At 56.8% G+C, this 16,033-nt stretch carries 16 protein-coding genes, 2 tRNA genes and 1 other RNA gene; 10 read left to right on the forward strand and 9 right to left on the reverse strand.

The window, feature by feature from the left end; genetic code table 11:
- Positions 1 to 15: 15 nt before the first annotated feature.
- The 3 genes from galU to rssA all read right to left on the reverse strand — a co-directional run bounded on the left by galU (position 16) and on the right by rssA (position 3,140).
- Positions 16 to 924: a UTP--glucose-1-phosphate uridylyltransferase GalU gene (gene galU / locus F3J36_RS04480; RefSeq protein WP_021510076.1), complete on the reverse strand. Its 909-nt coding sequence runs from the start codon at positions 922 to 924 to the stop codon at positions 16 to 18.
- Between the two features lie 192 nt (positions 925 to 1,116).
- A complete protein-coding gene (gene rssB, locus F3J36_RS04485) occupies positions 1,117 to 2,133 on the reverse strand; it encodes a two-component system response regulator RssB (RefSeq protein ID WP_166719010.1) in 1,017 nt (338 codons plus the stop codon).
- Between the two features lie 101 nt (positions 2,134 to 2,234).
- Positions 2,235 to 3,140 carry a patatin-like phospholipase RssA gene (rssA, locus tag F3J36_RS04490; protein WP_021510074.1) on the reverse strand — a complete coding sequence of 302 codons (906 nt, stop codon included), beginning with the start codon at positions 3,138 to 3,140 and terminating at the stop codon, positions 2,235 to 2,237.
- Between the two features lie 96 nt (positions 3,141 to 3,236).
- On the opposite strand from rssA, the gene F3J36_RS04495 reads away from it, so the two are divergent.
- From F3J36_RS04495 to xthA, 6 genes are all read left to right on the forward strand, one after another.
- Complete coding sequence (locus F3J36_RS04495) at positions 3,237 to 3,692, forward strand: YchJ family protein (protein ID WP_040679954.1); 456 nt, start codon at positions 3,237 to 3,239, stop codon at positions 3,690 to 3,692.
- A 57-nt stretch (positions 3,693 to 3,749) separates the two neighbouring features.
- Positions 3,750 to 4,598: a formyltetrahydrofolate deformylase gene (gene purU / locus F3J36_RS04500; RefSeq protein ID WP_031280214.1), complete on the forward strand. Its 849-nt coding sequence runs from the start codon at positions 3,750 to 3,752 to the stop codon at positions 4,596 to 4,598.
- A 144-nt stretch (positions 4,599 to 4,742) separates the two neighbouring features.
- Positions 4,743 to 4,827 (forward strand) — tRNA-Tyr (locus F3J36_RS04505).
- A 44-nt stretch (positions 4,828 to 4,871) separates the two neighbouring features.
- Positions 4,872 to 4,956: transfer RNA gene (locus tag F3J36_RS04510), tRNA-Tyr, on the forward strand.
- Between the two features lie 40 nt (positions 4,957 to 4,996).
- A non-coding RNA gene (locus F3J36_RS04515) (RtT sRNA) lies at positions 4,997 to 5,124 on the forward strand.
- 224 nt (positions 5,125 to 5,348) lie between these two features.
- Positions 5,349 to 6,155: an exodeoxyribonuclease III gene (gene xthA / locus F3J36_RS04520; protein ID WP_104189042.1), complete on the forward strand. Its 807-nt coding sequence runs from the start codon at positions 5,349 to 5,351 to the stop codon at positions 6,153 to 6,155.
- 33 nt (positions 6,156 to 6,188) lie between these two features.
- Here the strand turns inward: xthA and F3J36_RS04525 are convergent, their stop codons facing one another.
- The 4 genes from F3J36_RS04525 to F3J36_RS04540 all read right to left on the reverse strand — a co-directional run bounded on the left by F3J36_RS04525 (position 6,189) and on the right by F3J36_RS04540 (position 10,177).
- The gene (locus F3J36_RS04525; RefSeq protein ID WP_166719011.1) at positions 6,189 to 6,485 is read right to left on the reverse strand and encodes a YnjH family protein; all 297 of its coding nucleotides are present in this window, start codon (positions 6,483 to 6,485) and stop codon (positions 6,189 to 6,191) included.
- A complete protein-coding gene (locus tag F3J36_RS04530; protein ID WP_166719012.1) occupies positions 6,485 to 8,407 on the reverse strand; it encodes a DNA topoisomerase III in 1,923 nt (640 codons plus the stop codon). The genes F3J36_RS04525 and F3J36_RS04530 overlap by 1 nt, the downstream gene beginning before the upstream one ends.
- A gap of 21 nt (positions 8,408 to 8,428) precedes the next feature.
- Positions 8,429 to 9,472: a selenide, water dikinase SelD gene (gene selD, locus F3J36_RS04535; protein ID WP_166719013.1), complete on the reverse strand. Its 1,044-nt coding sequence runs from the start codon at positions 9,470 to 9,472 to the stop codon at positions 8,429 to 8,431.
- A gap of 153 nt (positions 9,473 to 9,625) precedes the next feature.
- On the reverse strand, positions 9,626 to 10,177 hold the full coding sequence (locus F3J36_RS04540; RefSeq protein ID WP_166719014.1) for an NAD(P)H nitroreductase: 552 nt from the start codon (positions 10,175 to 10,177) through the stop codon (positions 9,626 to 9,628).
- A gap of 171 nt (positions 10,178 to 10,348) precedes the next feature.
- Between F3J36_RS04540 and sppA the strand changes: the two genes are divergently transcribed.
- The 3 genes from sppA (at position 10,349) to pncA (ending at position 13,929) form a co-directional block, all read left to right on the forward strand.
- Positions 10,349 to 12,205, forward strand: coding sequence for a signal peptide peptidase SppA (gene sppA / locus F3J36_RS04545; RefSeq protein WP_166719015.1), 1,857 nt, complete (start codon positions 10,349 to 10,351; stop codon positions 12,203 to 12,205).
- 85 nt (positions 12,206 to 12,290) lie between these two features.
- Positions 12,291 to 13,304: an asparaginase gene (gene ansA, locus F3J36_RS04550; RefSeq protein WP_058757717.1), complete on the forward strand. Its 1,014-nt coding sequence runs from the start codon at positions 12,291 to 12,293 to the stop codon at positions 13,302 to 13,304.
- Between the two features lie 16 nt (positions 13,305 to 13,320).
- Entirely contained in the window at positions 13,321 to 13,929 is a 609-nt protein-coding gene (gene pncA, locus F3J36_RS04555) for a bifunctional nicotinamidase/pyrazinamidase (RefSeq protein WP_058757718.1), read from the forward strand.
- Between the two features lie 35 nt (positions 13,930 to 13,964).
- On the opposite strand, the gene F3J36_RS04560 is transcribed toward pncA, so the two are convergent.
- Positions 13,965 to 14,246 (reverse strand): YeaC family protein, encoded by a 282-nt coding sequence (locus F3J36_RS04560; protein ID WP_166719016.1) that lies wholly within the window; start codon positions 14,244 to 14,246, stop codon positions 13,965 to 13,967.
- A gap of 2 nt (positions 14,247 to 14,248) precedes the next feature.
- Entirely contained in the window at positions 14,249 to 14,659 is a 411-nt protein-coding gene (gene msrB / locus F3J36_RS04565; RefSeq protein WP_021510062.1) for a peptide-methionine (R)-S-oxide reductase MsrB, read from the reverse strand.
- Between the two features lie 338 nt (positions 14,660 to 14,997).
- Here msrB and gapA point away from each other — a divergent pair, with 338 nt between their 5' ends.
- The gene (gene gapA, locus F3J36_RS04570) at positions 14,998 to 15,996 is read left to right on the forward strand and encodes a glyceraldehyde-3-phosphate dehydrogenase (protein WP_021510061.1); all 999 of its coding nucleotides are present in this window, start codon (positions 14,998 to 15,000) and stop codon (positions 15,994 to 15,996) included.
- Positions 15,997 to 16,033 lie beyond the last annotated feature (37 nt).

Consider the following 16,033-nt stretch of genomic DNA (forward strand, 5'->3'; position numbering starts at 1 on the left):
CCTGTGCTTAATGAATTACTTTTTGTTGCCTGCAACGCCGTCGAGCCACTGAGCGAAATCTTTGCCCAGCACCGGATGACGCACGCCATACTCAACAAAAGCTTGCATATAACCCAGTTTGTTACCGCAGTCGTGGCTCACGCCGGTCAGGTGGTAAGCTTCTACGGTCTCTTTTTCCATCAGCATGGCGATGGAGTCGGTCAGCTGTACTTCGCCGCCGGCACCCGGAGGGGTTTTCGCCAGCAGAGGCCAGATGTCCGCAGACAGCACGTAACGACCCACCACCGCCAGGTTAGATGGCGCTTCCGAGGCTTTTGGCTTCTCAACCACGCCCACCATCGGTGCGCTCTGGCCCGGGGCCAGCTCTGCGCCCTGGCAGTCAACCACGCCGTAAGCGGTGACATCGGCGACTGGCTCAACCATGATCTGGCTGCGACCGCTCTCTTCGAAGCGCGTCAGCATTTCTGCCAGGTTATCTTTGGTTGGGTTAGATTCGTACTCATCAATGATCACGTCTGGCAGAATCACCGCGACTGGCTCATCACCGACCAGCGGATGAGCACACATCACGGCGTGACCGAGGCCCTTGGCGATACCCTGACGTACCTGCATGATGGTGACGTGTGGCGGGCAGATGGACTGGATTTCATCCAGCAGCTGACGCTTAACGCGTTTTTCCAGCATCGCTTCCAGTTCGAAACTGGTATCAAAATGGTTTTCGATGGAGTTTTTAGAGGAGTGCGTAACCAGCACGATCTCATTAATACCCGCAGCAATACACTCGTTCACGACATACTGGATCAACGGCTTATCGACCAGCGGTAACATCTCTTTTGGAATAGCTTTGGTGGCAGGCAGCATACGCGTACCCAGACCTGCAACCGGGATTACCGCTTTTTTTACTTTAGACTTATAGGCAGACATCAAATACCTCTCTTAATAGGCCGTTCAAGTTAATACTTGATATGTCGGTTTAAAAACGAAATGAGTATATCAGTTAGTGTCAGACGGATTTATCCTGGATGGAGTTAATCCGCGGAATTTAAGACTATTACCCAAGTGTAAAGCTAAGCTTTGGCCCTGTCTTTAACCCGCGGAAAATATAAATCTGAGTGGTTATTCTTCGGACGATAACATCAGGCGAAGCCGGCCGCCGGCTCCCCAGACGTGACATTGCCAGGCATCGGCGCGCTGGCTGATTTGATTAAGATGGGTGCTGCCCATAGTGCCAAGCGGCACGCCGTTACTGAGCTGGATTTGCTGAGTATTGATGTGCAGTGTGGCATTCAGGCCGGCTGAAACCAGAATCAGATTTTTCAACTGACGATGGTAGTAGCCCACCAGCAGCGGGAACTGACCGTTCAGGTTGGCCTGACGCAACAGCATATTCACCTGGCGCAGCAGACCATTGAGTTCCGGCAGACGCTGCTTTTGGCCGGACAGTTGCTCCTGCAATAAACCGTTAAACAGTGCTCTGAGCAATAATGCAGCCAGCACGCCGTTGTCGCCGGCACGCGTCACGTCCAGGCAATAAAACGCCAGATCTTTGTCCGACAGCGCGGCAATATCCAGCACCAGCCCCGGCTGTTCCGCCATGGTGAGTTGACGGTAGTTTATACGGCAGCTGGCGATGGTTTGCTGGACTGGCGGTTGCAGCTGTTTGAGCAGCTTGGCGGCAGCGAGCGGATCGCGCACCAGGGCATCCCAGTCCTGAAAGAGCTGTTCATCTTCTTCCACTTTCGAGGTGAACATCGAAGGATAGAGGCACTCAAACACCGCTTCACGGAAACGTTCCAGGTTTTTTAGCGGCTTGAGCAACACGTCCTGCACGCCAAGGCGCAGCACGTGGGCAATATCGGCCATGTTCTGCGTGGCGGAGATGATCAGGATGGGCACGCTATTACCGCGTGTACGAATTCGCTCAACAAACTCAATACCGCCCATGCGCGGCATTTCCAGATCGCAAATGACCAGGTCAACCGACTGCGCGGCGAGTAAATTCAGGCCGTCGAGTCCATCGCCCGCTTCGAACGTGCTGGCTCCGAGGCCAGTTAACAATGAGTCCAGCAATGAACGGAAAACGACCTCATCTTCGACAATGAGTATCTTTTTGCCGATTAGCGGTTTTTCCATTCTCTCCCCCTGCGTACCAGATATTTCAATAGTGGTTCATAAAACGCCGTTGCGCCTTTCAGAATTGGCTGAAGTCACAACCCCCGTGAATGAACAACTGATTATCTGCTACGGACCAGCGGTAATAGTTCATCCATTTTTTTCTCCACGGCGGCCTTGCCTGCCGCAATGGCCTCTTCAGCCCGATGAAAGTCCAGCGTTGAAATCTGCGGACAAAAAGGCTGAATCAGCACATCCGGCGGATCGCCTGCCATACGGTTACGTTTCAGGCGATTTTCCAATACCTGGATTGACGTTGACATAATTTCCATCGCGCCCGGAGACTGGCTGGCGCGCCGATGGGTTAACCCCATCAGACGCTGGCGCAGTTTTTTGCCCCAACTCAGTGCTTCTGCCGCTGCCGCCTCTTCACCGCTCTGCGGCGTGACCGACAGCAGATCCTGCTGCATCAGGTGCGCATCATGTTGCAGGTCAACGGCAATCACAATGTCAGCGCCCAGCGCGCGGGTCAGCGAAATCGGCACCGGATTGACCACCGCACCATCCACCAGCCAATAACCATTGTAGCCAACCGGAGGCAATAAGCCTGGCATACTACACGATGCACGCACCGCCTGGTGCAAATCACCTTCGGTTAGCCACAGCTCGCGTCCGGTGCTGAGGTTGGTTGCCACCACGCCAAAGCGCTTATCCGCGTCTTCGATGAGCTCGTTGGGGATCAGTTGACGGATATGGCTAAACACCCGATCGCCGCGCAGCAGGCCACCACGCTGCCATGAGAGATCCATCAGACGGATAACATCCCAGTAGCGAAACGCGCTGACCCACTTCTCCATCAACGCCAGACGGCCGTTGACGTAGGCAGAACCCACCAGTGCGCCGACGGAACAGCCGGCCACGACATCCACCTCAATACCGGCGCGCTCCAGCGCGTTAATGACACCGATATGCGCCCAGCCTTTGGCAGCGCCCGATCCCAGGGCCAGCCCAATCCTGACTTTTCTCATCTCACCTCGTGATCAACCTGATGCGTAGCTTCACGCTGGCCAGTCGGCTAACATAGCGCACACTTTCATAAACTTTAATCACTCTCAGGAGATGATGTGTCCGAAAAGTGCCCCTGCTGCAGCGGAGAGCAGTATAGCCTATGTTGTCAGCCCTTTCTGAACGGGCAACAAACGCCACAACGCGCTGAACAGTTAATGCGCTCGCGTTACAGCGCTTACGTTAAGCAAAACGCCGCCTGGCTGGTGGAAACCTGGCATCCCAGCCAGCGCGTGGCCGGACTGGAGACGCTATTATCCGAAAGTTTCGCCACCACAGAATGGCTTGGCCTGAATGTAACCCGTTGTAATCACGGAAGCCATGAGAATGAAGCCTTCGTGACTTTTTTTGCGCGTTATCTCGAAAAAGGCCGTACCTGCAGCCTGTATGAATGTTCACGCTTTCTTCGCGAGGATCAACGCTGGTACTATGTCGACGGAACAACGCCGGAGTTAGGGCGTAACGATCGCTGTCCTTGTGGCTCCGATAAAAAATACAAAAAATGTTGTGGCTAATCTGGACAGATGCCCAACAGCTTCACCATTCATCGCTTTGACAGGACTCTGATCGAGATGCAAGCGCAAACCATGCAACGAAAAGTTTTACGGACCATTTGCCCCGATGCCAAAGGTCTGATCGCCAAGATCACCAATATTTGCTACAAGCACGAACTGAACATTGTGCAGAACAATGAGTTCGTCGATCACCGTACCGGGCGCTTTTTCATGCGCACAGAGCTGGAAGGCATTTTCAACGACAACACGCTGCTGGCTGATCTCGACAGCGCGCTACCGACCGGTTCGGTACGTGAGCTGCACAGCGCCGGACGTCGCCGCGTGGTGATTCTGGTTACCAAAGAGGCGCATTGCCTGGGCGATCTGCTGATGAAGAGCGCCTTTGGTGGTCTGGACATGGAAATCGCCGCCGTCATTGGTAACCATGAAACGCTGCGTTCGCTGGTCGAGCGTTTTGACATCCCGTTCGTGCTGGTCAGCCATGAAGGCCTGACGCGTGAAGAGCACGATAACCGCATGGCAGATGAGATCGATCGCTATCAGCCGGATTACGTGGTGCTGGCGAAATACATGCGCGTGCTGACGCCGGCGTTTGTGCAGCGTTATCCCAACCAGATCATCAATATTCACCACTCGTTCCTGCCAGCCTTTATTGGCGCACGCCCTTATCATCAGGCCTATGAGCGCGGCGTGAAGATCATCGGTGCCACAGCGCACTACGTGAACGACAACCTGGATGAAGGCCCGATCATCATGCAGGACGTGATTAACGTCGATCACAGCTATACCGCTGAAGAGATGATGCGTGCCGGACGCGACGTGGAAAAGAATGTACTGAGCCGCGCGCTGTACAAAGTGCTGGGCCAGCGCGTGTTTGTTTACGGTAATCGTACGATCATTCTTTAACCACTGCGGCGCTGATTTGCGCAACTCTTCAGCGCCACGCGTAAAAAGTGGGCAAACGATTGAGTTTTTTACTGCGGGCGCTTTACAGACTGAACGCATTTGGTATGATGCGCCCCGCTTTCAGGCATAAAGATTCAGGCCAGTGGCGGGATTCCCGAGCGGCCAAAGGGAGCAGACTGTAAATCTGCCGTCATCGACTTCGAAGGTTCGAATCCTTCTCCCGCCACCATCTGAATCCATTCTGCGCCTGAATCTTCTGAGCTTTATATCCCTGGCGGGATTCCCGAGCGGCCAAAGGGAGCAGACTGTAAATCTGCCGTCATCGACTTCGAAGGTTCGAATCCTTCTCCCGCCACCATTTCATGCTGCACTCTTCTTCCAGCCAGTCAACAAAGCCAGTTAATAACACCTGGAGAAGGATGAGAAGCTTCGACCGAAGGTTCGGGTCGAACGCAGTGAGACAACGCGCGTCAGCGCGGCCCGCAGGGTGAGCCGCTTGCGGCGAATAATCCTTCTCCCGCCACCATCTCATGCTGCACTTTTCACCAGACCGACATTTGAATTTACGCGATGCCTGTTCGCCATCAATGGCGCCCCTACAGTGGTGCGGGATGACGTGTTACCCATGTGACCGGTTTGTACCTTCTGCCTCTCGCTCTTATCGTCACGCTCTTATGACGCAAGCCATGACTTTTGCCGCAAACCTGGTTACCATCGCCGCAACCTTTTGCGACGAAAAATGGCAGCGAAATGAAATTTGTCTCTTTTAACATCAACGGTTTGCGCGCACGCCCTCATCAGCTGGCGGCGCTGGTTGAACAGCATCAACCGGATGTCATTGGCCTGCAGGAAACCAAAGTGCACGATGACATGTTCCCGCTGGAAGAGGTCAGCAAGCTCGGTTACAACGTGTTTTATCACGGCCAGAAAGGCCATTACGGCGTGGCGCTGCTGACCAAAACGCAGCCGGTAGCAGTTCGACGCGGTTTTCCCGATGACGGCGAAGATTCCCAGCGACGTCTGATCATGGCAGAAATTCCCAGCCCGATTGGCGATATCACTGTCATCAACGGTTACTTCCCGCAGGGGGAAAGCCGTGACCATCCCATCAAGTTCCCGGCCAAAGAGAAGTTTTATCGCGACCTGCAAAGCTATCTCGAGCAGCAACTGGCGGCCGACAAGCCGGTGCTGATCATGGGCGATATGAACATCAGCAGTACTGACCTGGACATTGGTATTGGTGAAGAGAACCGCAAGCGCTGGCTGCGCACCGGCAAATGCTCTTTCCTGCCGGAAGAGCGCGAGTGGATGGACCGGTTGCTGCAGTGGGGACTGGTCGATACGTGGCGTGAGAAAAACCCGGAAACCGCAGATCGCTTCTCGTGGTTCGACTATCGCTCCAAAGGATTTGATGACAACCGCGGTCTCCGCATCGATCTGCTGCTGGCCAGCCCACCGCTGGCGTCGCGCTGCATCGATAGCGGCATCGACTACGACATTCGCAGTATGGACAAACCGTCCGATCACGCGCCAGTGTGGTCCAGTTTCAAGCTGTAACTGAACAGCGTGGCGCCTGCGCGCCACGCCCGCTTATTTAATGATTCTCCAAATCAGCGGATTGGTGCCCAGTACTTTTTCGTCACGCGCACACTGCAGCAGTACGCCCTCTGCTTTCACCACGGCACCTTCAGAGTAGCTGCGGTTTTCATAGATACAGCACTGCAGGCAGTTGTTCTGCTGGCGATTCTGCCCCTGCGTCCACACTTCCGGCGGCATATCCACCACCACATCGGTATTGCCCATTCGCGCGGGCTCCGGCTGGCGATTAGCCAGCGCGGCATGGCTGCACAGCAGCAGCCCACTCAGCAACAGCGTTGCGTAACGCATTATTCCGTCTCCTTCGTTTTGCGCCGTGGCGTTTTGCCTTTACTGCGCGTCTTCGCTCCGGTCGCGGCTAATCCACGAAAAGCCTGCAGCGACGGCCTCTGGCGCGCCTCGCCGATCAGTCCGATCAAGGTACTGACCAGCGGCTGCATAAACTCATCATAGCGACAGGCTTTTTCACTGATGCGGGTAAGCGTTGACTCCCAGTGTGCCGTCATATCCGGCCGCGCGGCCATCTCAGGTAACGCATGAATCAGCGCCCTGCCCGCCTCGGTTGAGTGAATATAGCGACCTTTTTTCACCAGAAATGTACGGCGGAACAGCAATTCTATGATGCCGGCACGCGTCGCTTCCGTTCCTAAACCATCGGTCGCACGCAGCACTTTCTTTAATTCTTTATCCTGCACAAAGCGGGCAATACCGGTCATGGCCGACAGCAGCGTGGCGTCGGTGAACGGCCGCGGCGGCTGAGTCTGCTTCGCCAGCACCTCACCACGCTCACACAACAGCTCATCGCCTTTACTCACCACCGGCAGCGGCGTGCCATCATTCTCTTCATCGCGCTCTTTACTGCCCAGCAGCGCACGCCAGCCGGCTTCGGCAAGAAAACGTGCTTTGGCGACGAACCTGCCACCGCCGATATCGAGGTCGATGACGCATTTGCGAAATACCGCGTCGGGACAAAACTGCATCAGATACTGGCGCGCAATCAGACCGTAAATATTGGCTTCATTGTCGCTCAGGTTCACCTTGCTGGCGCGCGCCGTAGGAATGATGGCATGGTGCGCATCCACTTTTTTATCGTCCCAGCAGCGATTTTTCTGATCCGCATTGAAGTCCGCTGGCAGCGACACGTCCGGCTGATGCGCCTGAATGGCGTTCAGCACCGCATGACGTCCGGCAAAATGTTCATCCGGCAGATAGCGGCTGTCGGAACGCGGATACGTAATCAGTTTATGGGTTTCATACAAACGCTGACAGCAGTCCAGAACCGTCTGGGCACTCAGGCCAAAACGCTTTGCCGCCTCGATTTGCAGGCTGGAGAGGGAAAATGGCAGCGGCGCCGTTTCTGACTCCCGCTTATCGTTGTAGCCGGTAACCCACGCCGGTTTGCCGTTGATACGTCCAAGCACGTGGTTAGCGAGAGCACGATGCAGTAAACGGCCCTCGTCATCCTGCCACGGTTCACAGGCATCGCTGGGGATCCAGCTGGCAACGAAGCGCTCCTCTTTTGGGGTGACGATGTGCGCTTTAACTTCGAAGTAATCCTTCGGTACAAAGTTTTCGATCTCTTCATCGCGCCTCACCACCAGCCCCAGCACCGGCGTCTGTACGCGTCCGACCGAGAGCACGCCGTCGTAACCGGCGTTGCGGCCCAGCAGCGTCCAGGCGCGGGTCATGTTGATGCCGTATAGCCAGTCAGCCCGCGCCCGGGCCAGCGCCGAGACGCACAACGGAATGAATTCACGGTTCTCGCGCAGACGGCTCACCGCGCGCTCGACCGCCGCAGGGTTGAGGTCGTTAATCAGGCAGCGCTGCACCTGCTGGCGCTTTTCAGCCGACAGCTGCAGATAATCGAGCACTTCGTCGACCAGCAGTTGTCCTTCGCGATCCGGGTCACCGGCGTGCACCACCACGCTGGCCTGCTGCAGTAAACCCTCGATCACTTTGAGCTGCTTCGCCACCGACGGGCGCGGCTGCAGCCGCCATTTATCCGGGATGATGGGCAAATCCGCCAGATTCCAGCGCGCATAGCGACTGTCATAGCTGTCAGGCTGCGCCTGCTCCAGCAGATGCCCGACACACCAGGTTACAACCTGGTCATTACCACAGGCAATATAGCCGTCGCCACGTCGATGCGGTTTGGGTAGCACATCGGCGATGGCGCGTGCCAGACTGGGTTTTTCAGCAATAAACAAACGCATGAATGGCGTCGTTCCTTTACGTCAGGTGACTACAGTAATCAGTGGATAGGCACGGTCGGCCGGCAGCAGCGAGCCAATCGCCGTAGCCTCAACACCAGCCTGCGCGGCGCACGCGTGAAACGCCGCGACAGCGTCAGGCTGTACCGCCACCAGCAGTCCGCCGGAAGTTTGCGGATCGCAAAGCAGTGCGCGCGTGGCCTCATCCATGGCAGAAATGTGCTCGCCATAGCTGGCAAAGTTGCGGCTGGTGCCGCCCGGCACCGCGCCGGCCGCAATGTACTGGTCCACGCCGGGCAGACGCGGTACCTGTGCGGCCTGCACGTGCGCGCGCAGGCCGGAGCCCAGACAGATTTCACTCAGGTGCCCCAGCAGACCAAAGCCGGTGACATCGGTCATGGCGCTGACGCCGGGCAGTTTAGCAAATTCCGCCCCTGCGCTATTGAGCTGGCACATCACCTGCGCCGCCAGCGTCTGATGCTCCGCACGCAGCAGCCCTTTTTTCTCTGCGGTAGTCAGAATTCCGATGCCGAGCGGTTTGGTGAGGAACAGCTCGCAGCCCGCCTGCGCGGCGCTGTTCTTTTTCACGCGCGCCACGTCAACGATGCCGGTAACGGCAAGGCCAAAAATCGGCTCCGGCGCATCAATTGAGTGCCCCCCCGCCAGCGCGATGCCGGCCGCCTGGCAGGCCGCGCGACCGCCTTCAATCACCTGCTGTGCCACTTTCGCGTCGAGCACATTAACCGGCCAGCCGAGAATAGCGATAGCCATGATCGGTTTGCCGCCCATGGCGTAAATATCACTGATGGCGTTGGTGGCCGCGATACGGCCAAAGGTGTGCGGATCGTCAACGATGGGCATAAAGAAGTCAGTGGTGCTGACCACCGCCGTGCCGTTGCCAAGATCGTACACGGCAGCATCGTCACGGGTTTCATTGCCGACCAGCAGTCGCGGATCGTGAAAGGCAGCCAGTTCGCTGTGCAGAATGGTCTCAAGCACCTGAGGTGAAATTTTACAGCCGCAGCCAGCGCCGTGGCTGTATTGCGTCAAACGAAGCGGTTCGCTCATGGCGGGTTCCTTGTGCGCTGAACAGAGAGGGCTATGTTAGCCTGGCTGCCCGCTGCTGGTAAGCGCTGTCGCCGCGAAGCGCGATCTTTCGCACAGCGACTGTGCAATCAGTGTCGTTGTATGCACCTTGCCGCAGAAACCCGCTGCTGTCTGTCAGAAATAACTGACAAACGCCTCGCTGTCGGGCGCAACCACGGTGGTATTGGCTTTCAGCTGCGGCGTACCGAGGTAGAGGAAACCCACAATCGCATCCTGCTCGCGGCAGCCAAAGGCGGCGCGTACCTGCGGATGATCGGTCCATGGCCCGCTGCGCCAGATGCCGTTAAAGCCCTGCGCGACGGCCGCCATTTGCATCGCCATCACCGCGCAACCCGCGGACACGACCTGCTCCCAGCGTGGCACTTTGGCGGAGGCTTCGCAGTGCGCGACAACGGTGATGATCATCGGCGCGCGGAACGGTGACGTCCGGGCCTTCTCAATGGCTTTGTCATCCAGCTGGCTGTCGCGTGCGGCCTGCTCCAGCAGATGGCTGAAGCGTTCGCGCCCCTCATTTTCAATAATGATGAAGCGCCACGGCTGCAGCGTTCCGTGATCCGGTGCGCGCATACCCGCGTGCAGAATATTCTGCAGCACCTCACCGGTCGGTGCCGGCTCGGTCAGGCGCGACGCTGAACGACGGTTTACCAGTAATTCCAATGCATCCATCTTGATTCTCCCGTGATTAACAAAGCGTGGGCTAATCCTGGCACAGCGCGATCTTTTGTAACAGTCTGGCGCGATTTCCTGCTGACTTTTCGCACGCTGCTCTTTAGGATGAACCCGACATCGGGGCAGACCGCATACCGGCTGCCCTGGCTACGTGAATATGGAGAGTTTATGCGCACATTGTGGCGAATTATTGCTGGCCTGTTCCGCTGGAGCTGGCGGGTGCTGAATTTTATCCGGGAATTTATTCTGAATCTGTTCCTGATTGTGTTAATTCTGGCCGGCGTCGGCATCTGGCTGCAGCTATCCAGCGCCAGCAGCAGTGAACCGGTGCAGCAGGGTGCGCTGAAAGTCGATCTGAGCGGCATGCTGGTAGACAAACCGTCGGTCAGCAATCGTCTGAGCCGTATCAGCCGCCAGCTGCTGGGTGCCAGCAGCGATCGTTTGCAGGAAAACTCGTTGTTTGATGTGGTCGATGCCATTCGTCAGGCAAAGAGTGATAAAAATATCACCGGCATGGTGCTGGATCTGCGCGATTTTGCCGGCGGCGATCAGCCTTCGCTGCAGTACGTGGGTAAGGCGCTGCGCGAATTCCGCGACGCGGGCAAACCCATTTTTGCCCTCGGCGACAGCTATAGCCAGGCGCAATACTATCTCGCCAGCTACGCCACGAAGGTCTATCTGTCGCCGCAGGGCACGGTGGATCTGCACGGTTTCGCCACCAACGGCCTGTATTACAAATCCCTGCTGGATAAGCTGAAAGTCAGCTCACACGTGTTCCGTGTCGGCACCTATAAGTCCGCAGTTGAACCTTTCCTGCGTGATGATATGTCGCCGGAAGCACGCGATGCTGATGGCCGCTGGGTCGGCCAGCTGTGGCAGAACTACCTCAACACGGTGTCCGCCAACCGGCAAATCACGCCGCAGCAGCTGTTCCCGGGGGCGGCGGGCATCATCAGCGGTCTGCAGGCCGTTCAGGGCGATACCGCTAAATATGCCCTGGATAACAAACTGGTGGATGTGCTGGATTCGCGCGCTGCCGCCGATCGCGAGCTGGTGAAAACCTTTGGCTGGGATAAAGCCAGCAATGACTACCGCAACGTCAGCATCTATGACTACAACGTCAAACAACCGACGCAGCAGGATGGCAACATTGCGGTGATTCTCGCCAGCGGCGCCATCATGGATGGCGAAGAGAGCGCCGGCAACGTCGGTGGCGACACCACCGCAGCACAAATCCGCGACGCCCGCCTCGACGACAAAATCAAAGCCATCGTGCTGCGCGTCAACAGCCCGGGCGGCAGCGTAACGGCCTCTGAGGCCATTCGTGAAGAGCTGGCGGCGGCGCATGACGCCGGCAAGCCGGTGGTGGTGTCGATGGGCGGCATGGCGGCATCGGGCGGCTACTGGATCTCCACGCCGGCCGACTACATCGTTGCTGCGCCGAGCACCCTGACCGGGTCGATCGGCATCTTTGGCGTGATCAACACGGTGGAAAATAGCCTGAGCAGCATCGGCGTGCACGGCGATGGCGTTGCCACCTCGCCGCTGGCGGATGTGTCGACCACCAAAGCGCTGCCGACTGAAGTGCAACAGCTGATGCAGCTGACCATTGAAAATGGTTATCGCAACTTTGTCGGACTGGTCGCGGCGTCACGCCATAAAACGCCACAGCAGATTGATGCCATTGCGCAGGGTCACGTCTGGACCGGTAGCGATGCCAAAGCCAACGGGCTGGTGGATGCGCTGGGCGACTTCGACGATGCGGTGGCCAAAGCCGCCGAGCTGGCGAAGGTCGCAAAACCTGAACTGAGCTGGTATCAGGACGATCCGGGGATGATCGACCTGCTGCTTAACCAGATGAATGCGTCGGCGCAGGCCGTGCTGCCGGCCGCGCTGAAAGTGTGGCTGCCGGCACCGGTCAGCGAAGTGATGGGCGCGCTGCAGGCGCAGCCGGGCCTGATGAATAATCTCAACGATCCGCAAAACCGTTACGCGTTCTGCCTGACCTGCGGCAACGTACGCTAATCTTTACAGCCCGGCCGCTGGTCGGGCTGCTTTTCCCCGCTAATCCCCTTATACTGCGCGTTTTACGGCAAGTCTGAGTCCATTCATGCAAAAGAAAAATATCTATGTAGCCTACACGGGCGGGACCATCGGTATGCAACGCTCCGCGCAGGGTTACATTCCGGTCTCTGGCCATCTGCAGCAGCAGCTGGCGATGATGCCAGAGTTTCACCGTCCGGAAATGCCGGATTTCACCATCCACGAATACCATCCGCTGATTGACTCCTCGGATATGACGCCGCAGGACTGGCAGTCAATCGCTGACGACATCCAGCTGAACTACGATCGCTATGACGGTTTCGTCATTCTGCATGGCACCGACACCATGGCGTTCACCGCGTCGGCGCTGTCGTTCATGCTGGAGAATCTGGCCAAGCCGGTGATCGTCACCGGGTCGCAAATCCCGCTGGCCGAGCTGCGCTCAGACGGTCAGCAAAATTTGCTGAACTCGCTGTACGTCGCGGCCAACTATCCGATTAATGAAGTGGCGCTGTTTTTCAATAACACGCTGTTTCGCGGTAACCGCACCACCAAAGCCCACGCCGACGGCTTTAATGCGTTTGCGTCACCGAACCTGTCGCCGCTGCTGGAAGCGGGCATCCATATTCGCCGTCTCAATACGCCGCCAGCACCGCGCGGCAGCGGTGAGCTGATCGTCCATCCGATCACTCCTCAGCCGATTGGCGTGGTGACCATCTATCCGGGCATCTCTGCCGACGTGGTGCGCAATTTCCTGCGTCAGCCGGTCAAAGCGCTGATTCTGCGATCTTACGGTGTGGGCAACGCGCCACAAAACGCCGAGTTCCTTGCCGAACTGCAGCAGGCCAGCGAGCGCGGCATTGTGGTGGTGAATCTGACGCAGTGCATGTCCGGCAAGGTCAATATGGGCGGTTACGCCACCGGCAACGCACTGGAACACGCCGGCGTGATCAGTGGTTTTGATCTGACCGTCGAGGCCACCCTGACTAAACTGCACTTTTTGTTAAGCCAGAACCTCACCAGCGCTGAAATTCGTGCCAAAATGCAGCAGAATTTACGTGGCGAACTGACCGAAGACTGATACGGAGCAAAATCCCATGAAGCGGGCATTGATAATCATCGATATTCAGAACGATTTTTGCCCCGGCGGCCCGATGGCCGTGCGTGAAGGTGACCAGACGGTTGCCGTTGCTAACCGCTATGCACGCGAATTCCGCGCGCGCGGTGAATGCGTGGTGGCGTTGCAGGACTGGCATCCGGCCAATCACGGCAGCTTTGCCTCGGTCTCTGGCGAGCCGGTGTATACCCTCGGTGAACTGAATGGCCTGGCGCAGATCTGGTGGCCGGATCACGGCGTGCAGCACTCACACGGCGCGGATTTCCATCCGGATCTCGATCGCAGTCTGATTGATGCAGTGTTCCATAAAGGCGGCGATGTGGATGTGGATAGCTACAGCGCCTTTTTCGATAACGGGCACCGCCGCAAAACCGAGCTCGACAGCTGGCTGCGCGAGCGCGGCATTACTCACCTGGTGATGCTGGGCCTGGCGACCGATTATTGCGTCAAGTACAGCGTGCTGGATGCGCTGGAACTGGGATATCACGTTGAGGTGGTGCAGGAAGGCTGCCGGGGCGTCAATCTCAATCCGGACGACAGCGAGATCGCGATCGCGCAGATGCAGGCGCAGGGTGCGGTCATTATCTGAAAATCAGGGCTGGAACTCTCCAGCCCTGCAGCCAATTAATGCAGGTTGATGCGCGTCACGTCGGACGCGATTCCCCACTCTTCCTTCAGCTGTTTTTTCGACTTCATCACCATCTCGCCGCCTTTACCGATGGTCATGTGCTGCGGTTCGTCGTTGTGCCGCGCCTGCCACAGCATCACCAGCTGCAGGCAGTTATCTTTCTGATCCTGCGTCAGCGCCACGCCGTCTGGCCACTTGCCGGTTTCCACCGCGCTGGCGAGGCGCTCGTAAACTTCCGGCGTCATCGCCGCCAGCATTGCTTCCAGTTCCTGCTTCATGCTCAGCCCTCGTGCTGATTGCCCTGCTCGTCGGTAAAGTTCAGCGACGCTGAGTTGACACAATAGCGCTCACCGGTTGGCTGCGGGCCATCCGGGAAGACGTGGCCCAGATGGGCGTCGCAGTTACCGCAGCGGATTTCGACGCGGTGCATACCGTGCGAGTCATCTTCCAGATAGCGGATAGCTTCATCGTTATACGGCTGGTAAAAGCTCGGCCAGCCGCAGCCGGAGTCATACTTGGTTTCGGAGAGAAACAGCGGTGCGTTGCAGACCAGGCAGTGATAGATACCCTCCTGCTTGTTGTGCAACAGCGCGCCGGTGAAAGGCGGTTCGGTTCCACGATGCTGAGTGACGTAGCGCTGCATTTCCGACAGCTGGGCAATTTTTGCCTCGGGTGCGGTGTCTTTAGCCATTTTGAGTTCCGGAGTGTCATTCTGTAAAAATCGTCTAGTATTCTAACAAACGAACAACATCTTCCGGGTCTTTTTTCGTGCGGATGCTTTTGTCCCGACCAGCACTGCGCAATTTTGTGATGACGATCACTCTTTGCAACAGTCATCCCTTTTTAGTCTGCATTCGGCGTAAGATAGGTGCGCAATAAGGGCGCTGCGCAAGCGTTTGCGCACCCAATTATTCCTGGCGCTGGAATTGACCTGTCGCAACAATTGACACGATTCCGCTTGACGCCTGGTAAGGTTTTTGTAATTTTACAGCCAACCTTTTATTCACTAACAAATAGCTGGTGGAATATATGACTATCAAAGTAGGTATCAACGGTTTTGGCCGTATTGGTCGCATCGTTTTCCGTGCTGCTCAGCAGCGTTCTGACATCGAAATCGTCGCGATCAACGACCTGCTCGACGCCGATTACATGGCTTACATGCTGAAGTATGACTCTACACACGGTCGTTTCGACGGCACCGTAGAAGTGAAAGATGGCGCGCTGATCGTTAACGGCAAAAAAATCCGTGTTACCGCTGAGAAAGACCCGGCTAACCTGAAATGGGACGAAGTGGGCGTTGACGTTGTTGCTGAAGCAACCGGTATCTTCCTGACCGACGAAACCGCACGTAAACACATCACTGCCGGCGCGAAGAAAGTGGTTCTGACTGGCCCGTCTAAAGATGACACCCCGATGTTCGTTCGTGGTGCCAACTTCGACAAATATGCCGGCCAGGACATCGTGTCTAACGCTTCCTGCACCACCAACTGCCTGGCGCCACTGGCTAAAGTGATCAACGACAAGTTCGGTATCGTTGAAGGTCTGATGACCACTGTTCACGCCACCACCGCCACCCAGAAAACCGTTGATGGCCCGTCTCACAAAGACTGGCGCGGCGGCCGCGGTGCAGCACAGAACATCATCCCATCTTCAACTGGCGCAGCAAAAGCAGTAGGCAAAGTTCTGCCAGAGCTGAACGGTAAACTGACCGGTATGGCGTTCCGCGTACCGACGCCAAACGTGTCTGTGGTTGACCTGACTGTTCGTCTGGAAAAACCAGCGTCTTACAAAGACATCTGTGCAGCCATCAAAGCTGCTGCTGAAGGTGACATGAAAGACGTGCTGGGCTACATCGAAGACGACGTGGTTTCTACCGACTTCAACGGCGAAACCCTGACTTCCGTGTTTGACGCGAAAGCCGGTATCGCTCTGAACGACAACTTTGTGAAACTGGTTTCCTGGTACGATAACGAAACCGGTTACTCCAACAAGGTTCTGGATCTGATTGCACTGGTTGCTGCTAAGTAAGCTAACCGGCTAAACAGACAAGGGGTGACTTCGGTCG

The sequence above is a fragment of the Pantoea sp. Cy-640 genome (genome assembly GCF_011752635.1).
In the GTDB taxonomy this organism is placed as follows: Bacteria; Pseudomonadota; Gammaproteobacteria; order Enterobacterales; family Enterobacteriaceae; genus Pantoea; species Pantoea dispersa.